14 protein-coding genes are annotated in these 25448 nt (G+C 48.7%); 8 read left to right on the forward strand and 6 right to left on the reverse strand.

What is annotated here, in order from left to right; genetic code table 11:
* Position 1 precedes the first annotated feature (1 nt).
* The 5 genes from HV311_RS05635 (at position 2) to HV311_RS05655 (ending at position 8542) form a co-directional block, all read left to right on the forward strand.
* Entirely contained in the window at positions 2–1186 is a 1185-nt protein-coding gene (locus HV311_RS05635) for a YgeY family selenium metabolism-linked hydrolase (protein ID WP_047499508.1), read from the forward strand.
* 67 nt (positions 1187–1253) lie between these two features.
* Positions 1254–2846 (forward strand): N-acyl-D-amino-acid deacylase family protein, encoded by a 1593-nt coding sequence (locus HV311_RS05640; protein WP_016157258.1) that lies wholly within the window; start codon positions 1254–1256, stop codon positions 2844–2846.
* 78 nt (positions 2847–2924) lie between these two features.
* Positions 2925–4211, forward strand: coding sequence for an MFS transporter (locus HV311_RS05645; RefSeq protein ID WP_047358943.1), 1287 nt, complete (start codon positions 2925–2927; stop codon positions 4209–4211).
* 469 nt (positions 4212–4680) lie between these two features.
* Positions 4681–5295 carry an acid-sensing system DNA-binding response regulator EvgA gene (evgA, locus tag HV311_RS05650; RefSeq protein ID WP_016157256.1) on the forward strand — a complete coding sequence of 205 codons (615 nt, stop codon included), beginning with the start codon at positions 4681–4683 and terminating at the stop codon, positions 5293–5295.
* Positions 5296–5299: 4 nt separating this feature from the next.
* Complete coding sequence (locus HV311_RS05655) at positions 5300–8542, forward strand: ATP-binding protein (protein ID WP_191220830.1); 3243 nt, start codon at positions 5300–5302, stop codon at positions 8540–8542.
* Between the two features lie 74 nt (positions 8543–8616).
* Here HV311_RS05655 and HV311_RS05660 read toward each other — a convergent pair whose 3' ends face one another.
* Positions 8617–9243 (reverse strand): YfdX family protein, encoded by a 627-nt coding sequence (locus HV311_RS05660; protein WP_016154099.1) that lies wholly within the window; start codon positions 9241–9243, stop codon positions 8617–8619.
* Between the two features lie 280 nt (positions 9244–9523).
* Here HV311_RS05660 and HV311_RS05665 point away from each other — a divergent pair, with 280 nt between their 5' ends.
* Positions 9524–10120 carry a DUF308 domain-containing protein gene (locus HV311_RS05665; protein WP_191220831.1) on the forward strand — a complete coding sequence of 199 codons (597 nt, stop codon included), beginning with the start codon at positions 9524–9526 and terminating at the stop codon, positions 10118–10120.
* The gene (locus HV311_RS05670) at positions 10120–10467 is read left to right on the forward strand and encodes an HdeA/HdeB family chaperone (RefSeq protein ID WP_047414838.1); all 348 of its coding nucleotides are present in this window, start codon (positions 10120–10122) and stop codon (positions 10465–10467) included. The genes HV311_RS05665 and HV311_RS05670 overlap by 1 nt, the downstream gene beginning before the upstream one ends.
* 361 nt (positions 10468–10828) lie before the next feature.
* Here the strand turns inward: HV311_RS05670 and HV311_RS05675 are convergent, their stop codons facing one another.
* The 5 genes from HV311_RS05675 to HV311_RS05695 all read right to left on the reverse strand — a co-directional run bounded on the left by HV311_RS05675 (position 10829) and on the right by HV311_RS05695 (position 17518).
* Entirely contained in the window at positions 10829–13945 is a 3117-nt protein-coding gene (locus HV311_RS05675) for an efflux RND transporter permease subunit (RefSeq protein WP_016154096.1), read from the reverse strand.
* Between the two features lie 28 nt (positions 13946–13973).
* Positions 13974–15131 carry an efflux RND transporter periplasmic adaptor subunit gene (locus HV311_RS05680; RefSeq protein WP_181630005.1) on the reverse strand — a complete coding sequence of 386 codons (1158 nt, stop codon included), beginning with the start codon at positions 15129–15131 and terminating at the stop codon, positions 13974–13976.
* Between the two features lie 278 nt (positions 15132–15409).
* Positions 15410–15976 (reverse strand): Slp family lipoprotein, encoded by a 567-nt coding sequence (locus HV311_RS05685; RefSeq protein ID WP_191220832.1) that lies wholly within the window; start codon positions 15974–15976, stop codon positions 15410–15412.
* Positions 15977–16245: 269 nt separating this feature from the next.
* Entirely contained in the window at positions 16246–16758 is a 513-nt protein-coding gene (locus HV311_RS05690) for a hypothetical protein (RefSeq protein WP_047414843.1), read from the reverse strand.
* Entirely contained in the window at positions 16748–17518 is a 771-nt protein-coding gene (locus HV311_RS05695; RefSeq protein ID WP_047499516.1) for a winged helix-turn-helix domain-containing protein, read from the reverse strand. The genes HV311_RS05690 and HV311_RS05695 overlap by 11 nt, the downstream gene beginning before the upstream one ends.
* A gap of 996 nt (positions 17519–18514) precedes the next feature.
* On the opposite strand from HV311_RS05695, the gene HV311_RS05700 reads away from it, so the two are divergent.
* Complete coding sequence (locus HV311_RS05700; RefSeq protein WP_223952865.1) at positions 18515–25429, forward strand: autotransporter outer membrane beta-barrel domain-containing protein; 6915 nt, start codon at positions 18515–18517, stop codon at positions 25427–25429.
* The last annotated feature ends 19 nt before the right edge of the window (positions 25430–25448 follow it).

Genomic DNA, 25448 nt, shown 5'->3' on the forward strand with positions numbered 1-25448 from the left:
CATGTTATCTGCAAAACGTATTGATGAAGTCATTAAAAACTGTCAGGCGCTGATCCAACAAAAAAGTTATTCCGGTCAGGAAGGGGAAGTGGTTAATGCCATAAAAAAAATGATGCAGCATTACCAGTTCGATGACATCCACGTTGATAAGTACGGCAACATTGTGGGCGGCATTGTCGGCAATCAGCCGGGGAAAACGCTGGTTCTCGATGGACATATCGATACCGTGCCGGTCAACGAAGAGAAGTGGAGCCGCAACCCGTACGGCGGCGATATCGACGATGGCAAAATTTATGGTCGCGGTACAACCGATATGAAAGGTGCCGTGGCGGCGATGATTTCCGCCGTGGGTTTTTTCGGCCAGGACAATCAGCGTAATTTTGCCGGCAAAATCTACGTTGCCTGCATTGTGCATGAGGAGTGCTTTGAAGGTATTGCTGCCCGGCTGGTCAGCGAGCGCTATAAGCCGGACTACGTGATCATCGGTGAAGCTTCCGAGTTAAACCTGAAAATTGGTCAGCGTGGCCGCGCTGAAATTGTGGTTGAAACGTTTGGTAAACCCGCGCACTCCGCCAACCCGCAGGCAGGCATTAACGCGGTGTACAAAATGGCGCAATTGATCGACAAAATTCGCACAATCACTCCGCCCACGCACCCGGTACTGGGGCCTGGCATTCTGGAGCTTACCGACATTAAATCTTCGCCATACCCGGGAGCTTCGGTAGTGCCGGATTATTGTCGCGCAACCTACGATCGTCGTTTGCTGGTGGGTGAAACCAAAGAAAGTGTTATTGCCCCACTGGAAAATGCGCTTGCGGAACTTACCGCACAGGATCCGCAGTTTAAGGCCCGTGTCTCCTACGCGGTAGGTCAGGAGTCTTGCTATACCGGTGCCACGATTGAGGGCGAGCGCTTCTTCCCGGGCTGGGTGTATGACGAGTCTGACGAATTCGTGCAGGCCGCTCTGGCTGGCGTTCGCGAGGCCGGGTTTAATCCAACCATCACACAGTACTCATTTTGCACCAACGGCAGCCACTATGCGGGCGAAGCGGGAATTAAAACTATCGGCTTCGGACCTTCACGCGAAAACCTGGCCCACACCATCGATGAATATATCGAGATTGATCAGTTAACCGGCTCGGCCAGCGGCTATTACAGCATCATTCAGACACTCTATCGCCAATAAAAAGAAAGATAACAACCTCTTACCTTACAAGTGGTGTCGTGAAGCGACACCGCTATGGAGAATAACGATGAAAACCATTTTCAAAAACGGAAATGTAATCGATGGAACGGGCAGTGAAGGCAGAATTGCCGATGTGATGGTTGACGAAGGACGCATTGTCGCAATCGGACAAATTGACGTTGGCGTTAATGAGCAGGTTATTGACGCAACGGGAAAAATTATTTGTCCTGGTTTTATTGATACCCATACGCACTCTGACCTGTCGGCCATTATTAACCCCGCGCTGTCGGCAAAAATTCGTCAGGGTATTACCACCGAGCTGTTAGGGCAGGATGGTGTCGCCCTGGCGCCGTTGCCTGAAGAATATATTCCGGCCTGGCGTAAAAATATCGCCGGACTGGATGGCGATACCGACAAAATAGACTGGAAATATAAAAACACAGACGGCTACCTCAATCTGCTGGCATCGCGTCATCCGGCGACAAACCTCGCGTATTTAGTTCCGCATGGCAACGTACGCATGGAAGCCATGGGCCTGGATGGGCGCCCCTCTACTCGTGAGGATGTGGCGAAGATGTGCGAAATCCTTGAGCGGGAGTTACAAGCGGGGGCGTTTGGTCTTTCCACTGGGCTCATCTACATGCCTTGCGCCTTTGGCGATACCGCCGAAATGATTGAACTGTGCAAAGTGACGGCGAAATATGACGGGATCTTTGTAGTGCATCAGCGCAGTGAAGCAGACGATATTATCAACTCAACGCAGGAACTGATTGATATCGCCACCGCCACCGGTGTCTGGCTGCATATTTCACATATGAAGGTTTGCGGTAAGAAAAACTGGGGGCTGATTGACCAGATGCTGGGCATGTTGGAACAGGCGCAGGAAGAGGGGATTCGTATCTCTTTCGACCAGTATCCGTATGTGGCGGGCAGCACGATGCTCGGCGTGATCCTGCCGCCGTGGGTCCACTCCGGTGGCACTGACAAATTACTTGAGCGGCTGGCCTCGCCTGAACTGCGCGCCAAAATGATCGACGATATTCAGCAGGGCATTCCTGGCTGGGATAACTTTATCGATTTTGCCGGGCTGGACCAGATTTTTGTCACCAGCGTGAAAACGACAAAAAACCAGGATGCCGTCGGTCTTAACCTCGTTCAGTTGGGCGAGCTACGCGGAAAAGATCCGTACAACGCCACCTTCGATCTGCTGTTTGAAGAAGAAAACGCCGTTGGGATGGTCGACTTTTACGGTACTGAAGAGCATGTGATTAAGTTCCTTTGCCGTCCTGAGCAAAACGTCTGTACCGACGGTTTAATGGGGGCTGGCAAACCGCACCCGCGCGTGTTTGGCGCATTCCCTCGTGTGCTCGGTAAATATGTGCGTGAAGAGGGATGTCTGAGCTGGGAAGCGGCAATCCGTAAGATGACTGGCAAACCCGCTGAGGTATTAGGCCTGCAGGATCGTGGGCTGCTGAAAGTGGGTTATGCGGCGGATATTGTGATGTTCGATCCTAACACCATTGCCGATAAGGGCACTTTTGTTGAACCCAATCAATATCCGGAAGGGATTGAAATTGTCATGGTTAATGGGCGCATTGCCTTAATCAATGGCACTGAAAGTTATGCCTGTAGCGGTACGGTTATTAGAAAACAATATTAATAAATAACGCTAAACACGCATTGATTTATCGCGACCATTTATGGCCGCGGTAGATCACTACACCCTAAGGACATCACAATGAACCTACAAACGTCTTTACCTTCAGGTAAACCAAAGACCTGGAAAGCAAGGTATACCGTCCTGACATTGATCTGGCTGGCGTGGCTGCTCTCTTTTCTCGACAGAATGGTGATGAGCGTTTCGCTCCCTTATATCGGCAAAGATTTAAATCTGGATACAACCCAACAAGGGTTAATTATTAGCGCCTTTTTTATTGGTTATGCCGCATTTCAAATTCCCGGCGGTTTACTGGCGGATAAGTTTGGTTCGCGCAAAATCATGGCCATCGGTATTGCCTGGTGGTCTGTTTTCACCAGCTTAACCGGTGCCGTGTTGACGCTGCCGCTAATGCTGGCCGTTCGCTTCTTCTTTGGTGTTGGTGAAGGTTGTTTCCCGTCGGCTTCCTGGAAGATGATATCAACCTATTTCCCGTCGAAAGAGCGTGGTCGCGCCACGGCGATTCAGTCAACGGTAAACACCTTAGGCCCGGCGCTGGCGGTAGTGGTAGCTGCAAGCATAATCGGAGCCTTTGGCTGGCACATGGTCTTTATCGTGCTAGGTATTCCGGGTCTGTTTATCGCGGCGGGGATCTACTTATTTACCCGTGACAATCCGAAAGATCACCCCGCAATTACGCAGCAGGATCTGGCGGAACTGGCTGCTGACGAGCAGGGAAGCCTGCAAAACACCAGCGGTATCGCGTTTAAAGACGTCCTCAAAATGCCGGTGCTCTGGCAAATGGCAAGTATCTGGTTTTTGTTTGATATCACCTTCTGGGGCTTTTCAACCTGGCTGCCAAGCTACCTGATCACCGTTCGTGAGTTTTCTCTGGCAAAAACCGGCGTCATGGCGGCCATTCCCTTCCTGTTTGGCGCAGGCGGAACGTTGTTAGGCGGCTATTGCTCAGATAAATTTAAACCCCAGCGTAAAACGTTGTATGTCGTGACCTCCGTTATTGCCGCGGGTTTCCTGTACCTGACCTTCAGCGTGAGCAGTGCAGATATGGCGGTGGTTTATCAGTGTATTTCAGCCCTGTTCATGTTCTTCGCCATGGCGACATTCTGGGGCATTCTGATGGACACCATTCCCAGCAACATCATGGGGCGGGCATCCGGGATCGTTAACTTTGGCGGTCAGATGGCGGGAGTCGTTTCTGCACCTATCATCGGCTGGCTGATCCAAAGCAGTGGTGGAAGTTATAACAGCGCCTTTATCTTTATGATTGCCGCGCTGTTGTGTTCTGCCGTCGTTACGCTGACCGTGAAAAGCTCCCATGCTATTGGGGCGTTGCCCAGTAAAGCCTGATTCATGACTGACTCCTGTGGCTCTGCTGATTCCTGAGCCACAGGGCGTTTTACTATCAAATCAGCAGGTTTATTATCTTTTTCTCCAGATTTGACCTGGTATAAAAATGATTCTTAGATAGCTATTCTGCATATACACCTTTGCCGTTGTGATGAAAACTCCCCCTGGTTATATGACCCCGGCCATTAAGAATGAATCATAATAAATGAGAGATTTATCCTACGCGTGTAGGAATATTCCTTTTGGTTGTGTTAATGGTTTGATATTTAGATAGGCTCAAGGTTTAAAATTTGTAAAATACAGTGTTGCATTTATGCCTTATTCTTCGTTTTTATAAAAAACTAATAAATATACGTGTGAATGTGTTAGGATTTACCTGATAACGCCTTATTTTTATAAATTATAATGCTTAAGGCTCACCTGCTCGATAGCCATCGCCTCTCTTTATTTATCGGGATTCTTATACGCAATGAACGCGATAATCGTTGATGATCACCCATTAGCTCGCATAGCCATCCGCAACTTACTCGATACTAATGGTATTACCGTAACCACCGAGCTCGACAGCGGAGAGCATGTGGTCCAAACCGTTGAGAAAACTAAGCCGGAGCTACTGATTATTGATGTGGATATTCCGGGCATCAGCGGCATCGAAGTGCTGGAGCAACTGCGAAAGCGGCACTATGCTGGTGTAATCATTATCATTTCAGCCAAAAATGAATTTTTTTACGGCAAACGTAGCGCCGAATACGGTGCCAACGGATTTGTGAGTAAAAAAGAGGGTATGAATAATATTCTTGCAGCAATCGAAGCTGCAAAAAATGGGTATAGCTATTTTCCCTTTTCCCTTGAGCATTTTACTGGCTCATCTGTCAGCGAACAGGATAAGCTTGATACGTTGTCGACCCAGGAAATGAGAGTGTTGCGTTATATTCTTAACGGTATGGATTACAGCACTATTGCCAGCAAAATGAACATCAGTAATAAAACGGTAAGCACCTATAAAAGCCGTTTGATGGAGAAATTAGATTGCTCGTCATTAATGGAAATTTATGATTATGCGCAAAGAAATAAAATAGGATAGAGTAATGCTGGAACGCTTGTTTATTTTTTTGATGGTCATATTTACCATCGGGTTTTCTACGGGTGTAAGCTCAGCCCGGCAAGTTGAGCTAAAAAGTAACTATAATACCTCAGTACAACATATCGGCTTGAACAGGGAAGAAACAAACTGGTTAGCGCATAAAAAAACCTTGGTTGTTGGCACCTGGTTACCGGAAGTCTCCCCCATTGTTTATCAAAATAGCGGTGAATATTATCGGGGCGTCAACGCGGATTATCTTGCGCTAATGCAAAAGAATCTCAATATAAAAATTGTTATAAAGCAGTATGATAATGAGCATGAAGCGCTGACCGCACTTGCCAGTAACGATGTAGATACATTGATAACTCAGCTGTCCCGGCGACAAGATGTCGGCGGCCATTTATTGCGCACTTCGGCATTACTGACGACGTGGCCGACGCTTGTGACCTCGCTAAAAAACACCATGCTGCCGCTGACCTCGGAGCATCCGGTTAGCGTCGCGTGTGTGCGAGATTGTCCTTTTCTTGATGTTATCCAGGATGCTTTTCCTGAAGCTAAAGTCTCATTTTACGACGACGAGTATCAGGCCATGGCATCGGTAGTGAACGGTGATAACCAATATTATATTGGGAACAATATCACCAGCAGTCATTGTGTATCCCGATATTTTTCGCAATCACTGGTTATTACGCACTACTTTGATAAACAAGAGCAATATAATTATTTTGTGGTGAAGGACGACCAGCCGGTATTAAGAAATATTCTTGATGGTTTCATTACGTCAATCAGTAATGAAATTCATATGCAGGTCATGCAGAACTGGCTGAACCGCGGTAACCTTGCTTTTCTGAATGCGCCTATTCCTTTTACCGATCAGGAAAAAGCGTGGCTGAAGAAGAAACATACTATTCGCATTCTTATCAATCCAGATTATCCGCCTTACACGCTTGTCGATCGCAGCGGTGAGTTACGTGGAATTCTTGGCGATTTGCTGAATATTATTCATCTGCAAACGGGGATTGATTTTGAGCCGGTTTTAGCCAACACCAAAAGTGAACAGACAAAACAAATAAGCGGCGAACGATGGGATATGTATCCCACTATCACCCTGACAAATCAAAATCAGCACAATTCGACCTTTAGCGATCCGCTGATGAATGTGGCATTTGTGATTATCACTTCCCGCGATGAAACGGCCGACTCGTTACTGAATACACCGATCCGTATTGCGTTGCCCGCCGGACATGTTTTGGAAAGTGACCTGAAACAACGCTACCCGCAGGCCACCTGGGTGGATGCTGATACTGGCAGCGTCGCGATGACTATGCTCAGGGATGGCAAGGTTGACGCGGCAATTGCTACCGAATTGTCGGCAAGGTTCATGGTCGATCATGACTACCAGAAAAACATGCACTTTTTTAGGCTACCGGATATGCCTGGCGCGTCGGTGAGCTTTGCGGTTTCTCCCCACGAGCCCATGTTGAAGTCAGTAATGGATAAAGCGCTGCAGGCGATACCGCCGCGTGAGATTTTGCAGATGACGGAGAAGTGGTCGAAAATTTCTAATACGCAGGTCGATCTCTGGAGTCGGTATAGCAAACAGTTCTATCAACTGGTGGTGTTTGCGCTGTTGCTGATAGCAATTAGCCTGATCTGGGGGATCTCACTCTCCCGTGAGGTAAATAAAAGAAAACAATCACAGCGGCAGCTGGAAGAGCAGCTTCATCTCAAAGAGGCATTGTCTCAAGAACTGGAAACCGAAAAAAATAAAGCGATTGAAGCAACCAAGGCCAAAAGTCGCTTTCTTGCGAGCATGAGCCATGAATTACGTACCCCTGTCAGCTCGATTGTGGGCTTTCTGGAATTACTGTCGAGCTCAGAACTCAGCCCGGCACAACGAAAAGAGGCGATTGCTCTTACCGCAGCGACAGCCCAGTCACTGCTTGGGCTGATCGGTAAGATTCTGGACGTTGATAAGATTGAGTCTGGTAAATATCAGGTTGTTCCTCAATGGACGGATCTCTCGCAGCTCATTGAATTGCAGTGTCACTCTTTTGATGCCTTAGCCAGACAGAAAGGCGTTACGCTTGCTTGCGTAAGCCAGTTGCCGGCAAACGAGCGGGTGTTTGTCGATCAACAAGCTTTGCGGCAAATTCTCACCAACCTGGTGGGCAATGCGCTCAAGTTTACCGAGCAGGGTAGCATTCATGTGACAGCCCGTTTAACACCTGACGGGGAGAATCACGGTACCCTGACCATCGCCATTAGCGATACCGGTTGCGGGATTAGCGAAGAGGAGCAGGCCGGGCTGTTTCGTCGCTACGCTCAGGGGCGCTGTGGGCGTCAACAAACGGGGTCTGGTCTGGGATTATTTATCTGCAAAGAGCTGGTGACGCTGATGGGCGGTACGCTGGAGCTGATGAGCGTCCCGGCGCAAGGAACCACGTTTACCATAACGCTGCCGGTTGAGACTGCCCGCCAGTCAATTGTACCGGATAGCAACACGCCGGGTGCGCTGTTGCCGCTGCCGTGTCTGTCTATTTTGATAGCAGATGACAACCCGACCAATCGCCTGCTGCTTAAGCGACAGTTGAACGCCATTGGTTACAGCGTGGATGAAGCGTGTGATGGTGAGGAAGCCGAAGCCAAACTGGCTAAAAAATCATACGACCTGTTGATAACCGATGTGAATATGCCGAAGAAGGACGGGTTTGATCTTGCGGCTTCGTTACGTCGTCAGCAGCCTCATTTACAAATATGGGGACTGACGGCCAGCGCGCTCCCACAGTCACGTGACAGGTGTCTGCAAAACGGCATGAATTTGTGTCTGTTTAAGCCCGTGTCGATTCAGACACTGACGCATGAATTAAGCAAAATCGAAACCGGTTATTCGTCTCCTTGTGCAATCCGGCATTTGAAATTCAATGTCTTGACGGAAAATACCGGCGGCGATCGCGCATTAATGAACGAGATACTCGAAACATTCCGCGAGGCAACGTTTAGCGATTTACAGGCGGCCGAGAAAGCCGTTGAGCAAGACGAACCCCAGCTGTTTTTGCGAGCCCTTCACCGGTTGCATGGTTCGGCGCAAATTCTGGGCATTACTGCTCTTCAGACGCTATGCGAACCTTTTGAATCGATGCGACATGACGATCTTCCTCTGGCAGTACGCCATGAAGCATTACAGAAGATTGTTGCCGTCATGCGGGAAATTGAGATTGAGATTAACAGTTTGATTAGCCATTAACCCCCCTGATCGGGTTGCCGTAGCAACCCGATCAGGAGAGAAAGTCCTGGTTCAACACTCCATAGTGCTGAGTATTACTGGCCTGCGCCCAGCATCTCGCTATCGATCACAATGCCTTCTTCAGCACCCTTTAACACAAGGTTTGCTTCATAGTATTTACCGGAAGACAGCAGTTTTTGAGCGCTGGCAACGGCTTTACGCGTCTGATTCAGGGGCATCAGGTATTGGGTCTGAAGCACGCTGATACCCGCCAGTTGCAAGGTATCCACAGCACCTTTCCAGTCGCCTTTAGCCATTTTGCCATTCGCTGTATTGATAGCGGATTCTTTAGCTGGGGTGGCAATATAGTCTTCTGACAGCGCAATCGTAGCGTTAATAATCACGTACTGATCGTCAATCATCTTGGCTTTAGGCGCAGCTTTTACAAATTTCGCCCAGTCGTGGCTGTCACCCGCAAGCAGGGAAGCGGCGTCATCGGTTAATTTTTTAGCACTGTCAGGCTGTCCATGAAACAGGGCCAGACGGGCAAGCTGAATATCACGCATCGCGTTTGCACCTTGTACTGCGACCTGCATAATATCGGCAGCTTCTTTTTGTACATTGGCGGTAGCAGTTTGTGCCGGCGTGGTAGTGGTAGCTGCCAGTACCGGGGCTGAGCCCATCATGGTTGCAAGCAGACCTGCAAGAATAATCTTTTTCATTACTTTCTCCTGAATAAATTTGGTATATCTCACCAAACGAAATAAGCATATTAAATAACTTCGAAGAGTGGAATCAGAGCCAGGATAGAATAATGAGCGTTTAATCTTACAGGTGTCAGACGTCTGACACGTGTAGGATTATACGGATAATGACATTCCTTTATTCTTATATACGAATTCGGAGTGAAAGTCTTATCATCTTATTGTAAGTGATATGTATTAAGTGAATATTACTCTTTTATTAGTAGGTTACATTGCGTTTCTATGTAACGGAGGATATATGTTTGTTTTTAATCAGCAAAGCCTGAAAGCATTTAATGAAAAAACACTATTTCATTATAAAAGACACGCCACAATCATGGCCGTGCTGTTGTTGGTTTGCGGCATCTGCTGCTTAATCTATCCAATCGCTGCAGGTGTTTACTTAAGCTATGCAACAGGTTTTATGTTCCTGGTGTGTGGCTTCTATTCTATTTACAGCCTTTTTTTCTCGGGTAAAAAGCAGTTGAAAGCCAAATTTACCTATGCCTTTTTTGCTATCGCATGGTTGCTGCTAGGATACTGTTTCCTCGAAAATCCTGTGATAGGTATGAATTCATTAGCAATGGTTTTTTGCTGCCTGTTTATTCTTGGCGGGATTTTTCGTGTTGCTTCCGGCGTCAAAATGTTCCGCAGTCCGGGCTATGGATGGAATATTTTTATCGGTATTTTTGACCTGCTTATTGCAGCCGTGTGGCTGAATATGGATCCTGACCGCTCTTATGTGTTTACCTCTATCTTTATAGGCGTTGAGATGATCTTTAGTTCTTTGGCTTTTATCAGTCTGCGCAGAAATGCGTCGTTGGTACAAACTGAAAAACTCGCCGATAAAAATTAATGCTACTTCTGGAGCGCATTGTGAATATTAAATTGATTGTCTCTGCAGCTATTCTTATGACCTCTGTTATGGCGCCGATGAGCCGTGCTTTAGCTACACAGGCAACGGAAGCGGCGCCACAAGATATGACCTGTAAAGAATTCGTTGATATGAGTCGGCAATACATGACAGCAATTGCCTTTGTGATTGTTAATAAAAATTCGGACTTTAAAGGCGATGATTATGTTCCCCTGCATGAGGTGGAAACTGTCGCTGTACCGAAGATGATTAAAATGTGTCATCGACACCCTGATACTAAATTGGGCGAGCTGGCCGTAAATCTGAAGGGTTCCGGTCTGCACTATTGATTACCCGTTTTGATAGCCTGGCATGAGTCAGAATTGACAACCTCTGTACCTACCTTAGTTGTTACCCTACAAGAAAAAATCCCCGTAATGTTTACCCTGCTATCCACGAGAAATTCGCTGGATAACAGGGCCCGCTAACAACCGTAGACCTGATAAGCGAAGCGCCACCGGGCATTGATTACCCGCAGAGCAGAGGGACTCAAGTGTGGTGGAGAATGCCACTCTTAACGTAGTCACAGTATCGTCGCTGTAATGAAATGAAGAACTTAAGGTGAACGGAACCCTTTCTCTGAGAGAGCATTGAGAATCCCTGGGATTTAATAAACTTATCCCAGGGATAATCACGTACGAGGGCAGGGAATCAGCGCCGTGTTTTGAATCGCGCCAGCATGTTTTCTACGAGAACAAAGAACAGCGGAACAAAGTAGATCGCCAGCACTGTCGCGGCCAGCATCCCACCAATAACACCCGTACCGACGGCATTTTGCGCGCCAGAGCCCGCGCCGTTGCTTATTGCCAGAGGGATAACCCCTAAGATAAAGGCCAGTGACGTCATCAAAATAGGGCGTAAGCGCATTTGCGCGGCCTCTACTGCGGCTTCAAGCGGCGTTTTTCCTTCCTTTTGCATGATCTCGACGGCGAACTCGACGATCAGAATGGCGTTTTTAGCCGAGAGCCCCATGGTGGTGAGCAGGCCTACCTGGAAGTAAACATCATTGCTCAGGCCGCGCAAGTCGGTCGCCAGCAAAGCGCCGACCACCCCGATTGGCACAACCAGCATTACCGAGAACGGTATCGACCAGCTTTCATACAGTGCCGCCAGTGCCAGAAACACGACGATCAGCGAAATGCCGTACAGCATTGGTGCCTGGTTTGTGGACAGCGCCTCCTGATAAGACAGACCGGTCCAGGCATATCCGACGCCCGCGGGCAGTTTATTTATCAGCGATGCCATAAATTTCATCGCATCGCCGCTGCTTTTCCCTTCGACCGGCTGGCCCAGAATTTCCATTGCAGGTTGACCGTTGTAGCGTTCAAGGCGGGGAGAACCGTAGGTCCATTCGGTGGATGAGTAGGCCGAAAGCGGCGTCATAGCGCCGGAGGCATTACGTACGTACCAGTGATTAATATTATCCGGCAACATACGGAACGGCGTATCGGCCTGGACATACACTTTTTTAACGCGTCCCTGATTCAGGAAATCATTGACATAGCGACTACCGAACGCCGTGGAGATGGTCTGATTGATATCCGATAATGCAACGCCCATGGCTTCTGCCTTCGTGGCGTTAACATGAATGCGGAACATCGGTGTATCTTCCAGACCATTCGGGCGCACCCCGTCGACCTCACCGGACGACTGGTTGGCCAGCGCCAGAAGCTCGTTTCGGGCCTGCATCATTTTTTCATGCCCAAGGTTACCGTTATCCAGCAGCTCCATGTCAAAACCTGAAGCCGTTCCCAGTTCTGCAACAGCGGGTAAATTAAACGGATAAACGACGGCATTATTGATGGTGCTTAAGGCCATCATCGCCCGTCGAATAATGGCGGTAACTGAGTTTTCTTCACCAACGCGTTCTGACCACGGTTTCAGGCTGATAAACGCCAGACCGTTGTTTTGCCCCTGGCCGCTAAAACCAAATCCGCCTACGGTGAAAACCGAAGCGACATTTTTCTGTTCTTTCGTCAGGTAGTAATCCGTTATTTCCCCGAGCACTTTGCTGGTGTTCACCATCGTTGAGCCCGAAGGCAATTGCGCGGTGGTCATGAATACCCCCTGGTCTTCTTCAGGCAAAAAGGAGGTCGGGGTACGTAGAAACAGCACAATCATGCCCGCGCCAATCACTAAGTACACGACCATATAACGGCCTGTGCAACGTAGCAGTTTACGGGTGCTGTCCGTGTAGTGCTGAGTACATTTCTCCATGAAGTGATTGAAACGGGTAAACAGAAAATGTGTGTTTGCTTTTTCTCCCTCGTGGGATTTCAACAGCATGGCGCAGAGTGCTGGCGTCAGGCTCATCGCCACAAACACCGACAGCAGCATGGAGGAGATTAAAGTGATAGAAAACTGGCGGAAAATTTCACCGGTTGCTCCGCTCATAAATGCCATCGGCATAAATACGGCGGATAACACAACGGCAATACCGACCAGCGCTCTCTGCAACTGGCCCATCGCTTTGTGGGTCGCCGCTTTTGGTGACAAGTGTTCTTCGGCAATAATGCGTTCTACGTTCTCAACCACCACAATGGCATCATCGACTAGCAACCCTATCGCCAGCACCATGCCAAACATCGTGAGCGTATTAATCGAAAAACCCGCGACGTCGAGTATCGCAAAGGTGCCAAGGATCACTACCGGAACGGCGATTGTGGGAATAAGCGTTGCGCGGAAACTTTGCAAAAACAGATACATGACGAGGAATACCAGAATGATTGCCTCAATCAAAGTATGAAAAACCCCCTGAATCGAAATTTCGATAAACGGAGTGGTGTCATAGGGATAAACGGTTTTCATGCTGGCCGGAAACCAGGCCGATAATCTGTTCAGCTCCTGTTTGACTGCCTGGGATGTTTCCAGGGCATTTGCGCCAGCGGCAAGTTTAATTGCAATCCCGGCGGCGGGTTTTCCGTTGTAGCGTGCAACCGTTGCATAATTTTCCGCACCCAGCTCAATTCGCGCGACATCGCGCAGCAGAACCTGGGAGCCATCTTGCTGAACTTTAAGGAAGATCTTGCCAAATTCATCGGTAGTTTGCAGGCGCGTCTGGACGATTATCGACGCATTTAGCTGCTGATCGGCTGACTGAGGCATGCCTCCCAACTGCCCGCCCGATATCTGGTTGTTCTGAACTTTGAGCTGGGTAATGACGTCCTGAGGTGTGAGGTTATACTTGTCGAGCTTTTGCGGATCCAGCCAGATACGCATGGCGTATTGCGAACCGAATAACTGTACGCTCCCCACCCCGGCAGTGCGGCTTATTGGGTCTTTGATGTTCGAGGCCACATAGTCGGCAATATCATATTGGCTCAGGCTGTTATTATCAGAGATAAAGCCGGCGACCATCAAAATATTGCTGCTGGATTTATCAACACTGATCCCTTGCTGCTGTACTTCCTGCGGTAAAGAAGGCATCGCCAGCTGCAGTTTATTCTGTACCTGAACCTGCGCAATATCGGGTGACGTGCCCGTTTTGAAGGTCAGGATAATCGACGCATTACCTGCCGCATCGCTGGTGGATGACATATACATCAGGCCATCAAGACCATTCATGTTCTGTTCAATCACCTGAGTCACGGAGTCTTCAACGGTCTTTGCGTCTGCCCCTGGGTAGGCAGCGCTGATGGTAATGGTTGGGGGAGCAATTTGTGGATACTGGGCGATCGGCAGGTTCATTATCGCGATACCGCCCGTAAACATCATGATAATGGCGAGCACCCAGGCGAAAACCGGGCGCTCAATAAAAAAGTTGGCCATGAAGAAAGTGTCCTTAATACCTGAAATATTACTGTTCAGTTCCCGCGTCAGGAGTGGTCAGTTTTGAAGGGAGGACCCGGGCTTTGATTCCCGGACGAATTCTTTGTAATCCGGACACAATGACCCGATCGCCGGGGCGTAATCCTGCGGTCACCAGCCATTGATTGCCAACGGCCTTCACGGCGTTTATTTCGCGCAGTTGCACCACGTTTTGCTGGTCAAGGATCAGCGCGGTGGCTTTTCCTTGTTCGTTATGCGTAATCCCTTGTTGGGGGACCATCAAAACATTCTGCTGGCTGCCTTCGTCCAGCAACGCCGTGACATACATGCCGGGTAAAATTTCACCTTCAGGATTGGGGAACACGGCGCGCAAAGTCACCGATCCGGTGGTCTCATCGACGGCGGGATCGGAAAACTCAAGCGTACCGGTATGGCGATAGGGTTTGCCGTTTTCCAGCATCAGCTCAACAGGAATTTTGCCTTGTTGCTGGGCAATTTTGCCGTTGGCTTTCTCTTCTTTCAGGCGTAAGAAATCTTGTACTGACTGTGTTAAATCAACATAAATCGGATCCAGCCGCTGAACGGTGACCAGCGCGTTTTCCTGATTTGCGGTGACCAGGGCACCCACGGTTACGGAGGATTTACCGCTGATGCCATCAATCGGTGAGGTGACATTAGCGTAACGAAGGTTGATGGTGGCCTGCTCAAGATCCGCTTTGGCGACGGCGACATTGGCTTCTGCTTCATTAAGCTGTGAGCGTGTCGTGTCGTAGTCCTGGCGGCTGACGTAATTGGATTTTATTAACGCTGACTGCCGATTTAATGTCAGACGCACATTATTGGCCGTCGCCAGTGCCTTTGCCAGCGCGCCTTTGGCTGAATCCAGTCGTGCCTGCAGCGGGGCTGGATCAATTTGATACAGTGACTCTCCTTTGCTGACTTTATCACCTTCAATAAAGTTGCGTTTTATGATGATCCCACCAACCTGAGGGCGGATTTCGGCGATCTCGAATGAAACCGCGCGACCTGGAAGTTCACTTTTAATATTCACTGAAGAGGGCTCTAAGGTAACAACGCCGACCTCGGGCTCCATCGCGGTGGTTTTTACTGCAGGTTTATTATCGCAGGCGGTGATGATGACGCTACTAAAAAATAATGGTATCAACAGTAAGCATTTTCTGTTCATAGTAATCCCTGAATAAATCGTAAACACCAATGTTCTTTTATTACAGGCAGGGTGGGAGAGTTATCGGTAAATAACAAAAGATGCTCAGGCATGAGATGGCTAAAGCCCATTTTTTCGCTCAAGTGTTAGCGGGTAAAATTATATGTAACAGGAAGAATGCGTGCTAAGCGAAGGATCTCATAAAGCAGGATGGCGCAATAAGGTAAACGCGGGGTGATGTGGTGAGCGTTTGTCAGTACCCGACTCCGGTATATATTCGCGCCATCTTACTACAGAGATTATTTCACTAGCTCCGGAGTTACCTGAGTTACTGTATTAGCGTAATAGGGGGCGCCCCACATGGCTTCAGGCCAGAACGCGCCATAGCCGTAATCCCACATATTATAGGTGGTGTTGACTGACTCCGTTAAATGCCAAACTTGAATGCCTTGTAAATCAACTTTAACAAAGTTGTACGGGACTTTGTTGATGAATCCTGGTTCATCTCCTTGAATTGTCCCCAAAATAGTAACGAAATGGTTTCTGTAGTTTACCGGATCGAGAAAACCTTTCTGCTGGGCAAGAATACGCCCCTGATAGCTCGCGTCTATTTGCGGTTTAGCATAGTTGTTCAGTGGCAGAACGGCGATTTCCAGTAATGTATCCGTTTTGGTGTTAATCACATTGATAACTTTACCCCCAAAGCGGGCCTGCTGACCGGTATATAATCCCGGTTGGTTATGCACGGAGATAAAGTTTTTTTGTATATCTGGTTGATTATTACCTTTGATATTCTCAGGAATTGAAGCACATGACGCCAGGGTGAAAGCAAGGGCAACAATTATCAACCCTTTTGTTTTTTTCATTTTACTTTCCTGCTAAAAAAAAGACAGGCCTATAGTAACCCTTTGCTCATTATTGTCAGCAAACGTGCCGTTGATTATCTAAAATTAATATTATTGTAGCTTATGGTAATAACAGGCTGTATTTTATCTGGTCGCTGGATAGGGCGAAAGTGTGTGGCGACAGGGAAAGCGATTTACTGTCGCCACACGTGGAGTCAGGTCCAATGCGTTACCGTGGCCCTGCTCTGGTTTAGCCCGGCGGGTAGGCAATCCTGGATTACGGCTTATTACTACGATTTACTAACGCAGACGTTCGTTGGCGAAAAGGTATTGCCTAACAGGTAGGCATTATCAATTTTATATATTTGCGCACGCTTACTGGGTGTGAACGGGTCATAGATATTATGGATAAACATCTCATCCGACACGTTATCCAGACTGTGTTTACTCATTTTCACGTCTTGCAGAAAAACGACGCCTTTATCTTTTATCCGATAATTAAAACTGACGGAGCGTTGCAGGATAAGGCGACGTCCTGGGCGGTTGTCTGCCAGTGGGGTTGTGGTAATAATCCCTGAGAAATCAATGACGCCAGTGTTATCTGTTTGCAACTGGATCATCAGGCTACCATCGTATTTCCCACCCCCGGGCAGTTCGGGTAGTGAAAGTGTGGAGACGCAATGCACGCTTATTCCCTGATTGACTGGAATGAGGGTGATTCCATTCGCGCTTAACAAGGCGCTGACAGCGACCAGAACGGCCGCTCCTGCAAGTAATATCTTGGTTTTATATTTAGTATTCATGGATATAAAGATCCTTGCATCCAGCAAACTTTGTTTTTTCTGCATTATTGAAAGTACAGCGGGATAAAAATATGCGACCTTTTTCGCCGTAGACGTACAGATCGTCAGGCTGGAAAATAAACAATGCGCCAGCCAGACACTTCAGGTGTAAATCAGCCATTTTTTTGGCTTTTTCAAGTTTCGCAGTTGCCACTTCTCGTGAGCTTTCAAAAACGGTATAGACCGGACAGAGATCGATATTGCCAAGTTTATACAACTGCACGACGGGAAGGTTGTTTTGAGTGCTGTTAAACAATGTGTTGACTGGGTAAAGAAGCATGAATAACGAGACCCCCCCAGCTGCAAGCAGCATCATTTTTACGCGTTTTGACAGGGAAGGTGTGGCTTTTGCGGGAGTGAGGGACGCCGCGGAAACCAAAGGCGATTCCTCTATGGTGGTTACCAATCCTTCAGCGATGAAAAAGCCGACCCGTGGTACGGTTTGAATGATCTCGTGTTCACAACCGAGCTCCTGTAATCCTTTACGAATCAAAGAAATATACTGGCTTAATGAGTTGTTTGAGGCTTGCAGACCATTTTTGTCCCAGACATTCGTAAACATCTCTTCTCTCGAGACTACTTTCCCTTCCTGCTCGAGGAGATAGGTGAAGATCCTGTTTGCGGTAATAGACAGGGTGAGTGAGTTGTCCGACGGACTCAGACTCGCCAAAACGCCATCATCAGTCCTAAATGTAACTTCATTGTTAATTAGATATTTCATTTTTTCATCATTAACAGGGTATTACGTAATTATAAACCATAGTGGTATTTCTTCTTCACTACAGTATCGTGAGAGGTGACAGGGCTGAGGCAGGAGGAGGGGCATTTTAGCATTATAAAATATCCCCTCTGGCATAAAAAACTATGAAATTGTTCATTTTAAGTATAAATACCTGCTTCACTCTGCTTAAATTATAAGAGTGCTACTATTTTCAGATAGACCATTATAATCATTCGCCGGTTTGAGAACTGCGTAGTTCTGAGTCTCTGGTTGATTTACAAATTGTCAGTAACTTTAGTAAGTGGCATTTTTATAATGAGTAAACGAAAAGTTACTTAAGTAAAATAATCTAAAAATAGTATGGTATCAAGCGTCTTAAACAACAATTAGAAAGGCTTTGATATTTTTCACTTATTACATTCAACCCCTGGCGGTACAGATGCCGCGGAACTTGCTTATCGTGAGATGTGTTTTCGACTGACTGAAATCCCTGTTTCTCGCAGTTATAATTTAAGTAACTCAAATGGGTTATGTTTTTCAATATAACCCATGCAATAAGATTTCTCTTATAAGTTGTTAGTTGTTTAAGAGCTGTTATTATAGAGTTTTTTTTACGAGATCTGAAATAAATTAATATGCGTTTTATTTAATTTGAAATGTTTGTTTATTGTGTCGAAAATTAGTTCATCATATTACATTGTTTATGCAATTCATTAACAGTTGCCTATGTGCTCCTGTGATGATATCGATACTTAAATCTATAATTACTTATCTTTTTAGATAAAACATCTATAAATTGCAAATTTATCAGTATAAATAGATTGGTTGTTGATGCGGTAATACCATTCGTCATGTACAGATCGCTCAATGTTTCAGCGGAAAAAACTCCAGAGAAGAGGTATCTGACCGCTGGGTAACTATGAGCATCCCATAATGCTATGTGACCACGAATTTTTCCCAGGAAGGATATTCGTGGAATTATTCGGAATGGTAATGATGAACAAGATTTTTAAAGTGGTATGGAGTGTTTCGCACTCTTGCGCGGTTGTTGTTTCTGAACTGGCAAAACGTTGTGGTGCTTCTGTGGAAACCAATAGTTCTGCCCGCATTGAATCTGGAACGCATAAATTCAATATTTCAAGAATTGCGCTAAGTATAATAGGTGCCGTACTGGCTACGCATTCAATATATGCTTTTGCCGCTGACTACGTCTTGCCTGATTACTTACCGTCGACTAACGCTAATGGCGCAGGGCAACTTGTTGTCGGTGACGGTGAAAACATGAATATTATCACCGGTACTAAAGGATATGGCAGCATTGCCTCTGGTGCATCGGGCTTTAAAACGATGACTATTCAGCAGGCAATGGATAATGGTTATATTTCGTCAGGTAGTGAAAATATAAATCTGACGCAGACGACTTTAGGTGGTCGTACCCACAGCATTCAATACGTTGACCCCATCACCGGGGCTTCGCGTACAGTCCAGGTGTATGACAGCGATAATTTTGCCTCTACCAGCGTTGGCGATCTGACGACTTATCTGGGGGTCAGCGTCGGTGATGGGCAGTATGTGAATATGAAGCTGGCGACAGTGACATCAGGCGGCACGCTTGATGTGAATGTTGGTTCAACGGAAAGCGGCTGGGCATCGAACTCGGCAAATATCTTCAATGCTGTCACCAAGGTCTCTGGAGTTTATAACGTTGAGAGCAGCGCCAGTGACACTAAAGACGCGGTACTGAATTACAACGCCAAAACCATCGTGCAAAGCGGTAACGTTGGTAATGTCGCGAAAAATACCGGTAAAGATTATAACTTTGATACCGCAACCTATAACGGCACCTTCTCCAGCGCGCTTGGCGAGTATACGGTTAATAATCTTGATGATTTAAAAAACTACAATGATGCTCTGGTGAAAGCCGTAGAGGCTGGGCAACTTTCGCCCACGGACTACGAAGCTGAGCTTCATAAAGCCTATACCACGGAACAGAAAAACATTCACTTCGACACCAATATCCCGGATGGCGATGCGGTGTTGCAGGCTGCGAATCGTGATGTGAACAGTTTTATTAAAGCTTCCGGTGCGCGCTCTGTCGTCAATATTTCTGCTGATGCCAATATTCAGGCGGTTTTTAGCGATACCTCCGTGGTGACGCTGACCGACGGAGCCACCCTCAATAACAACGGCACACTGGGGGTTGCCGCCGGTGCAGCCGGTGGTGATTATGTCGTTTCAGCGCGTGATAGCATCGTAAATAACAATGGAGTTATTGATGCGGGTACCAGTCTTGATGTGAAAAATGCGTGGGTTGGCGCCCATACCGGGATTCTCGCGACCGGGACGACAAAGGTACAGAACGACGGCGTCATCAACCTTGCCTCGCATCAGGATATCTATAACGCCTATGGCGTGCTGATGAATGACACGGCGACCTTTATTAATAACGGAGTAATGAATATTGCCACCGGAGGTGAGCCTGCGAAATCTTCCGATGGTGTCTATACCTACGGTGTGTTTGTTCAACGTAATGCAGTGGCTACTAATAACGGGACGCTCTACATCGGACGAACTGCACAAGCGGTAAAAGATGAGGCGACCAGTGAAGTCCAGGTCACTCTTCCAGCCATTGGTATGTTTGTGAAGAGTGGAACCATCAATAACACCGGGAACATCACGATCGGAGAAAAAGTCGAGAATGCTGTTGCCATTCAGGCAAACGGCAGTGCGTCTCCTGGTGCAATCAACGTTACCCAGGACGGCGTCATTGACATCAATGGCATCGGCTCAGCGCAAAATATTGGCCTGATGGGAATTAACGGTGCAAAAGGGCTGGTAAACAGCGGCACGATTAACCTCAATGGGTACAGCGCCAGCGGTATTGAACTGCAGGGAGGGAGTCAGGCGCTTCATTCGGGTACGATAAATATCACCAATGGTAGTACCACGGATAATACATTAAAAAATATTGGTGCCTGGGTCGAGGGGACCGGGTCTCAACTTACGATGAGTGGGAGTGTGAATCTTGCTGCTGATAACGCCATTGGTCTGCACGTTCGTGACGGCGGTGTTATCGATATTACCGATACAGGCAAAGTCTCATTTACCAGTGGCAAAAACCAGATTGGCTATTTTATTTATGGTGAAGGTTCAAAAGTAAACGCCTCCTCTACCAATACGCAAGATGTCTCGACTGAAGGGTCAACATTATATCGCATAGAAGGTGGTGCGACTTTTGATGGCAGCGGGTCGTCTGGTACGACAATGACGGCATCAGGCACCGACAGCACTATTCTGCAGGTGACCGGGACGGGGAGCCATTTTGATTCCGGCTCGCAATCGCTGAGTATCACGGGTGACGGCGCGACCGGGATTCGGGTTGAAGGCGGAGCGGATGGGGTTATCACCAAAGACGCGGTGATCGTGAAACTTTCCGGTAAAGACACCACCGCCGGGATTGTGGACGGTAATTATTATGACTTGTCCGGGAATGTCGATGAAAATCAGAAAGGTGACTCAACCCTGACCAGTTACGCCACGCTGAATACCAGTAATACGGCGGATGGTGCTTTCGGCTACATCGCCCGCAACGGCGGTACGCTCAACCATAAAGGCAGCATCGACTTTGACCAGGCGGGCAGCACAGGCGTGCTGGTTTCCGGTGGTTCGTTGAATAACGACGGCGACATCAAGGTTAATGGCGTGGCGGTCAGCATCGAAGGCGCTGATTCCGTTGTGAACAACAATGCGACGGTTACCGCGACGGATGGCACCGCAGCCTATCTCGTGGGCAATGATGCGTCATTAAGTTTGACGGGTTCGGGAGAAACCAAAGCATCGGGAGACGCGCACGGTATCTTGTTGGCCGCTGGTGCGAAAGGTCTGCTGGTCGATGGAGCCATCATCACGATGGACAGTACGGGTAAAGGAAGCGCGATTGAAAACGTCGCCAACATTGCGGGTATCCAGCTAAAAGATACAACTATCAGTGTGGGGAATGGAATCGGTATTCATACCGGAGCATCCCTGGCGCAGACCAACTCCGGAACGATTAATGTAACGGGGAGCGGTACGGGGATCCTGTTTGAAAATATCGACGGCAGCGAAACGAATCAAACGCTGGATATGTCTGACTCACGCGATCTGGTTATCAATGTTGAGCAGGCTGCGGGTAAAGGGATCGTCACCAATGCGTCAACCGACCTGAAAACGGGCGTCAGCGTTAACGTACTCGACGCTAACGGTGGTGAAGCGTTGATTGTCGGTGGCACGACCAAAAATGTTGAACAGGCCGGTGAGTTGACATCGAAATCGACCAGCCACGCAGTGGTGAATGTTAATAACGGTTCCCTGGAAACGTTTATTAATAAAGGCGTTATTAAAGCGCTGGATGCGTCGCAAAAAGCGGTAGAAATGCTCTCGGGGGCAGGCATCGCGTTTACTAACGCGGCGGGTGCCAGCATTGTTGGTCAGGTTAACCTGATGAGCGGTGATAACACCGTTACGCTGGAGTCTGGCAGTACCGCAACCGACATCAAGACGGGCGGCGGTAACGATCTGTACCTACTGAAAGATGTCAAAGAGACAGAAACCTCGCTGTTTACCAGCCTCAATGGTGGTGATGGGGAGGATACACTTCAGTTGAATAACGCACAGTACATCCTCAATCACGCCGATGCTATTACCGGCATGGAGCATATCGATCTCACTGCTGGTTCAGTATTTACCGTTAATAATGTTGATTTTGCGTTGGGTGATAACCAAAACGATGCGACTGGTACGGGTTACAACATTGATACGACCAGCACCTTGTCGCTGAATTCTGACGCTGCGCTGGCTTTTAATAGCCATCTGGCGGGAACCGGAACTGTCGCCGTTGATGCCAGCGGTAATGCGTTTGATTTTACCAGCAACAATGCGGCAGATGGATTCAACGGTACGCTGGCGCTAACGAACAGCACCTTTGAGCTGGCTGGATTAAATACTCAGGCGCTGAGCCAGGCAACATTAAATGTAGGCGAGGGGAACGTCACCCACGTGGGGTCCGGTGAGCAAAATATCGGAGGCCTGGCGTTTAACGGCGGCACCGTCAGCTTTGACGGGGTGACGCCGGGGCAGAGCAGTTCCGAAGGAACAATTCATGCTGGCGCGATGGATCTCTCCGGACGCGGAACCGTGCAGGTTGATACCGGCACGATTACGAACGATCGTCCGCTGGCTGATACCACGCTATCACTTCTTGAGCAGGACGATGCGCAGTCCCTGATTCAACTGGCAACATCTGATTCTTCCGTCACCGGCGGTGCGGGCAATCTGACGCTGACCGATAGCAATGGCAATATCATCAGCGATGGGGTTGAAGCCGGTATCAGCCAAAATGGCGAGATTGTTGCGAATGGAACCTATGATTATCGCCTCACCGGAGGGGATAACGATGATGGACTGTACATTAGCTATGGTCTGACACAAGTCGAACTGCTCGCATCCGGAGACAATGCACTGGTCCTGGATGCGAACGGAAAAACCGGTAATGCTGCAGATCTGAGCGCTCGCGTGACTGGCAGTGGCGATCTGGCGTTTGACAGCGCCAAAGGCCAGACGGTATCGCTATCGAATATGGATAACGATTACACCGGTATCACCGATGTGCGCAGCGGCAACCTGCTGATGAAAAACGATAATGTTTTGGGACAGACCGGTGAACTACGTCTGGCCGCCGATACCGGTTTTGACATGAATGGTCATAGCCAGACTGTCGGTAAGCTGACGGCGGGGGCTGACTCACTGCTGAACATCAATGGCGGTAGCCTGACCCTGGAGCAGGGCGGAACAGCCGATGGAATATTGACCGGAAACGGCACGCTAAACATCAATGGCGATACGCTGACCATCACCGGTGAAAACAGCACGCTGACGGCAAAAACGACCATTGCAGAAGGCGCGCGCGTGCTGATGAACACGACGCTGGGTCTCGGCACGGGCGATATTGTGGCGGCGGGAACGCTGACGATGAATAAGGCGGCAGGTGTACTTTACAACAGCATCAGCGATGCCGGACGGATTGAACTTACCGAAAGTGATGTCGCGCTGGTGGGCAATAATAGTGCCTTTACGGGACAATTTGCTATTGATGCGGATTCCCGGCTCACCGCGTTCACCGCAGAAAATCTGGGCATCGCAGAGGTGCACAATAGCGGTTCACTGGTGCTGGACAGTCATACCGACTGGCAGCTTAATAACGACGTTTATGGTAGCGGCGACGTGACCAAGCTGGGAGCCGGATCCATTACTGTCGGTGATAACGCCGCCTGGACGGGGAAAACGGATATTGAGCAGGGCGGCCTGGTTCTGGGTGACGGCATATCTCCCGTCACGCTTGCCAGTACCGAGGTCAACATTGCTACGGCGGGGATGCTCTCGGGTGTAGGGGGTGTCGCAGGTAATGTGAATAACGCCGGTGTGCTGCAGGTGGGTACCGGGACCGGTGACAACCTCCTGTTCACTGTGTGGGGAGACCTGGTTAACAGCGGTATCCTCGCAACCGGTGTGAATGGTCAGCAGGCCGGTAATCAACTGGTGATCAATGGCAATTACACGGGTAATGATGGTCATCTTTCCTTAAACACTGCGCTGGGGGATGACAATTCCGTTACGGATAAGCTGGTGGTGAAAGGTGATACCAGTGGCACTACTTCTGTCAGCGTCACTAACGCCGGTGGGAAAGGTGCTGCAACGATTGATGGTATCGAAGTTATCCATGTTGATGGCGTATCGGACGGTGAGTTTATTCAGGCTGGACGTATTGTGGCGGGGGCATATGACTACAGCCTTGGACGTGGTCAGGATGAAAACAGCGGCAACTGGTATCTGACCAGCGGTAAAACCAACCCCGATCCGCAGCCAAACCCGGATCCGGATCCCGATAAAGATCTGCGTCCGGAAGGCGGCAGCTACACGGCTAACCTGGCGGCAGCCAACAACATGTTCGTCACCCGTTTGCACGATCGTCTGGGCGAAACGCAGTATATCGATGCCCTGACCGGCGAGCAGAAAGTCACCAGCATGTGGATGCGCCACGTCGGTGGGCACAACAACTGGCGTGACGGTAGCGGCCAGTTGAAAACCCAGAGCAACCGTTACGTATTGCAACTGGGGGGCGACATTGCGCAATGGAGCCAGAATGGGCTTGATCGCTGGCACCTTGGCGTGATGGCGGGCTACGGTAACGATCACAGCAATACCCAGTCTTCACGCACGGGCTATCGTTCAAAAGGCTCAGTGAATGGCTACAGCACCGGTGTTTATGCCACGTGGTATGCCAATGATGCGTCGCATAACGGCGCCTGGCTGGACAGCTGGGCTCAGTACAGCTGGTTTGATAACAATGTTAAAGGCGATGACCTGCAAGGCGAATCGTACAAATCGAAAGGGGTTACCGCTTCGCTGGAAATGGGATATGCCCAAAAAATGGGCGAGTTTGCCGGCAGTCACGGAACGCTGAACGAATGGTACATACAACCTCAGGCGCAGGCAGTCTGGATGGGAGTGAAGGCGAACGACCATCGTGAAAGTAACGGTACCCGTATCACCAGCAACGGTAATGGTAATGTGCAGACCAGACTTGGCCTGAAAACCTGGATTAAGAGCCATCATCAGATGGATAACGATAAAGAGCGTGAATTCCAGCCGTTTGCCGAGCTGAACTGGCTGCACAATTCACGCGATTTCAGTACGACCATGGATGGCGTGAATGTGCGCCAGGATGGAGCGAAAAATATTGCCGAGGTAAAAGTGGGTGTGGAGGGACAGGTGAGTCCTCGTCTTAATCTGTGGGGCAATATCGGGGTTCAGGCTGGCGACAAAGGGTATAACGACAGCGCTGCGATGGTAGGTGTGAAATGGAACTTCTAAGCTGATTCTACCGGGCAAG

Origin of the sequence: Citrobacter sp. RHBSTW-00881, assembly GCF_013728515.1 — a bacterium.
Lineage (GTDB): Bacteria > Pseudomonadota > Gammaproteobacteria > Enterobacterales > Enterobacteriaceae > Citrobacter > Citrobacter braakii.

What these genes read in the sequence shown, in the direction of transcription:
- HV311_RS05635 (WP_047499508.1), top strand. Translation starts at nt 2, where the DNA reads ATGTTATCTGCAAAACGTATTGATGAAGTCATTAAAAACTGTCAGGCG.
- HV311_RS05640 (WP_016157258.1), top strand. Translation starts at nt 1,254, where the DNA reads ATGAAAACCATTTTCAAAAACGGAAATGTAATCGATGGAACGGGCAGT.
- HV311_RS05645 (WP_047358943.1), top strand. Translation starts at nt 2,925, where the DNA reads ATGAACCTACAAACGTCTTTACCTTCAGGTAAACCAAAGACCTGGAAA.
- evgA (WP_016157256.1), top strand. Translation starts at nt 4,681, where the DNA reads ATGAACGCGATAATCGTTGATGATCACCCATTAGCTCGCATAGCCATC.
- HV311_RS05655 (WP_191220830.1), top strand. Translation starts at nt 5,300, where the DNA reads ATGCTGGAACGCTTGTTTATTTTTTTGATGGTCATATTTACCATCGGG.
- HV311_RS05660 (WP_016154099.1), bottom strand. Translation starts at nt 9,243, where the DNA reads ATGAAAAAGATTATTCTTGCAGGTCTGCTTGCAACCATGATGGGCTCA.
- HV311_RS05665 (WP_191220831.1), top strand. Translation starts at nt 9,524, where the DNA reads ATGTTTGTTTTTAATCAGCAAAGCCTGAAAGCATTTAATGAAAAAACA.
- HV311_RS05670 (WP_047414838.1), top strand. Translation starts at nt 10,120, where the DNA reads ATGCTACTTCTGGAGCGCATTGTGAATATTAAATTGATTGTCTCTGCA.
- HV311_RS05675 (WP_016154096.1), bottom strand. Translation starts at nt 13,945, where the DNA reads ATGGCCAACTTTTTTATTGAGCGCCCGGTTTTCGCCTGGGTGCTCGCC.
- HV311_RS05680 (WP_181630005.1), bottom strand. Translation starts at nt 15,131, where the DNA reads ATGAACAGAAAATGCTTACTGTTGATACCATTATTTTTTAGTAGCGTC.
- HV311_RS05685 (WP_191220832.1), bottom strand. Translation starts at nt 15,976, where the DNA reads ATGAAAAAAACAAAAGGGTTGATAATTGTTGCCCTTGCTTTCACCCTG.
- HV311_RS05690 (WP_047414843.1), bottom strand. Translation starts at nt 16,758, where the DNA reads ATGAATACTAAATATAAAACCAAGATATTACTTGCAGGAGCGGCCGTT.
- HV311_RS05695 (WP_047499516.1), bottom strand. Translation starts at nt 17,518, where the DNA reads ATGAAATATCTAATTAACAATGAAGTTACATTTAGGACTGATGATGGC.
- HV311_RS05700 (WP_223952865.1), top strand. Translation starts at nt 18,515, where the DNA reads ATGAACAAGATTTTTAAAGTGGTATGGAGTGTTTCGCACTCTTGCGCG.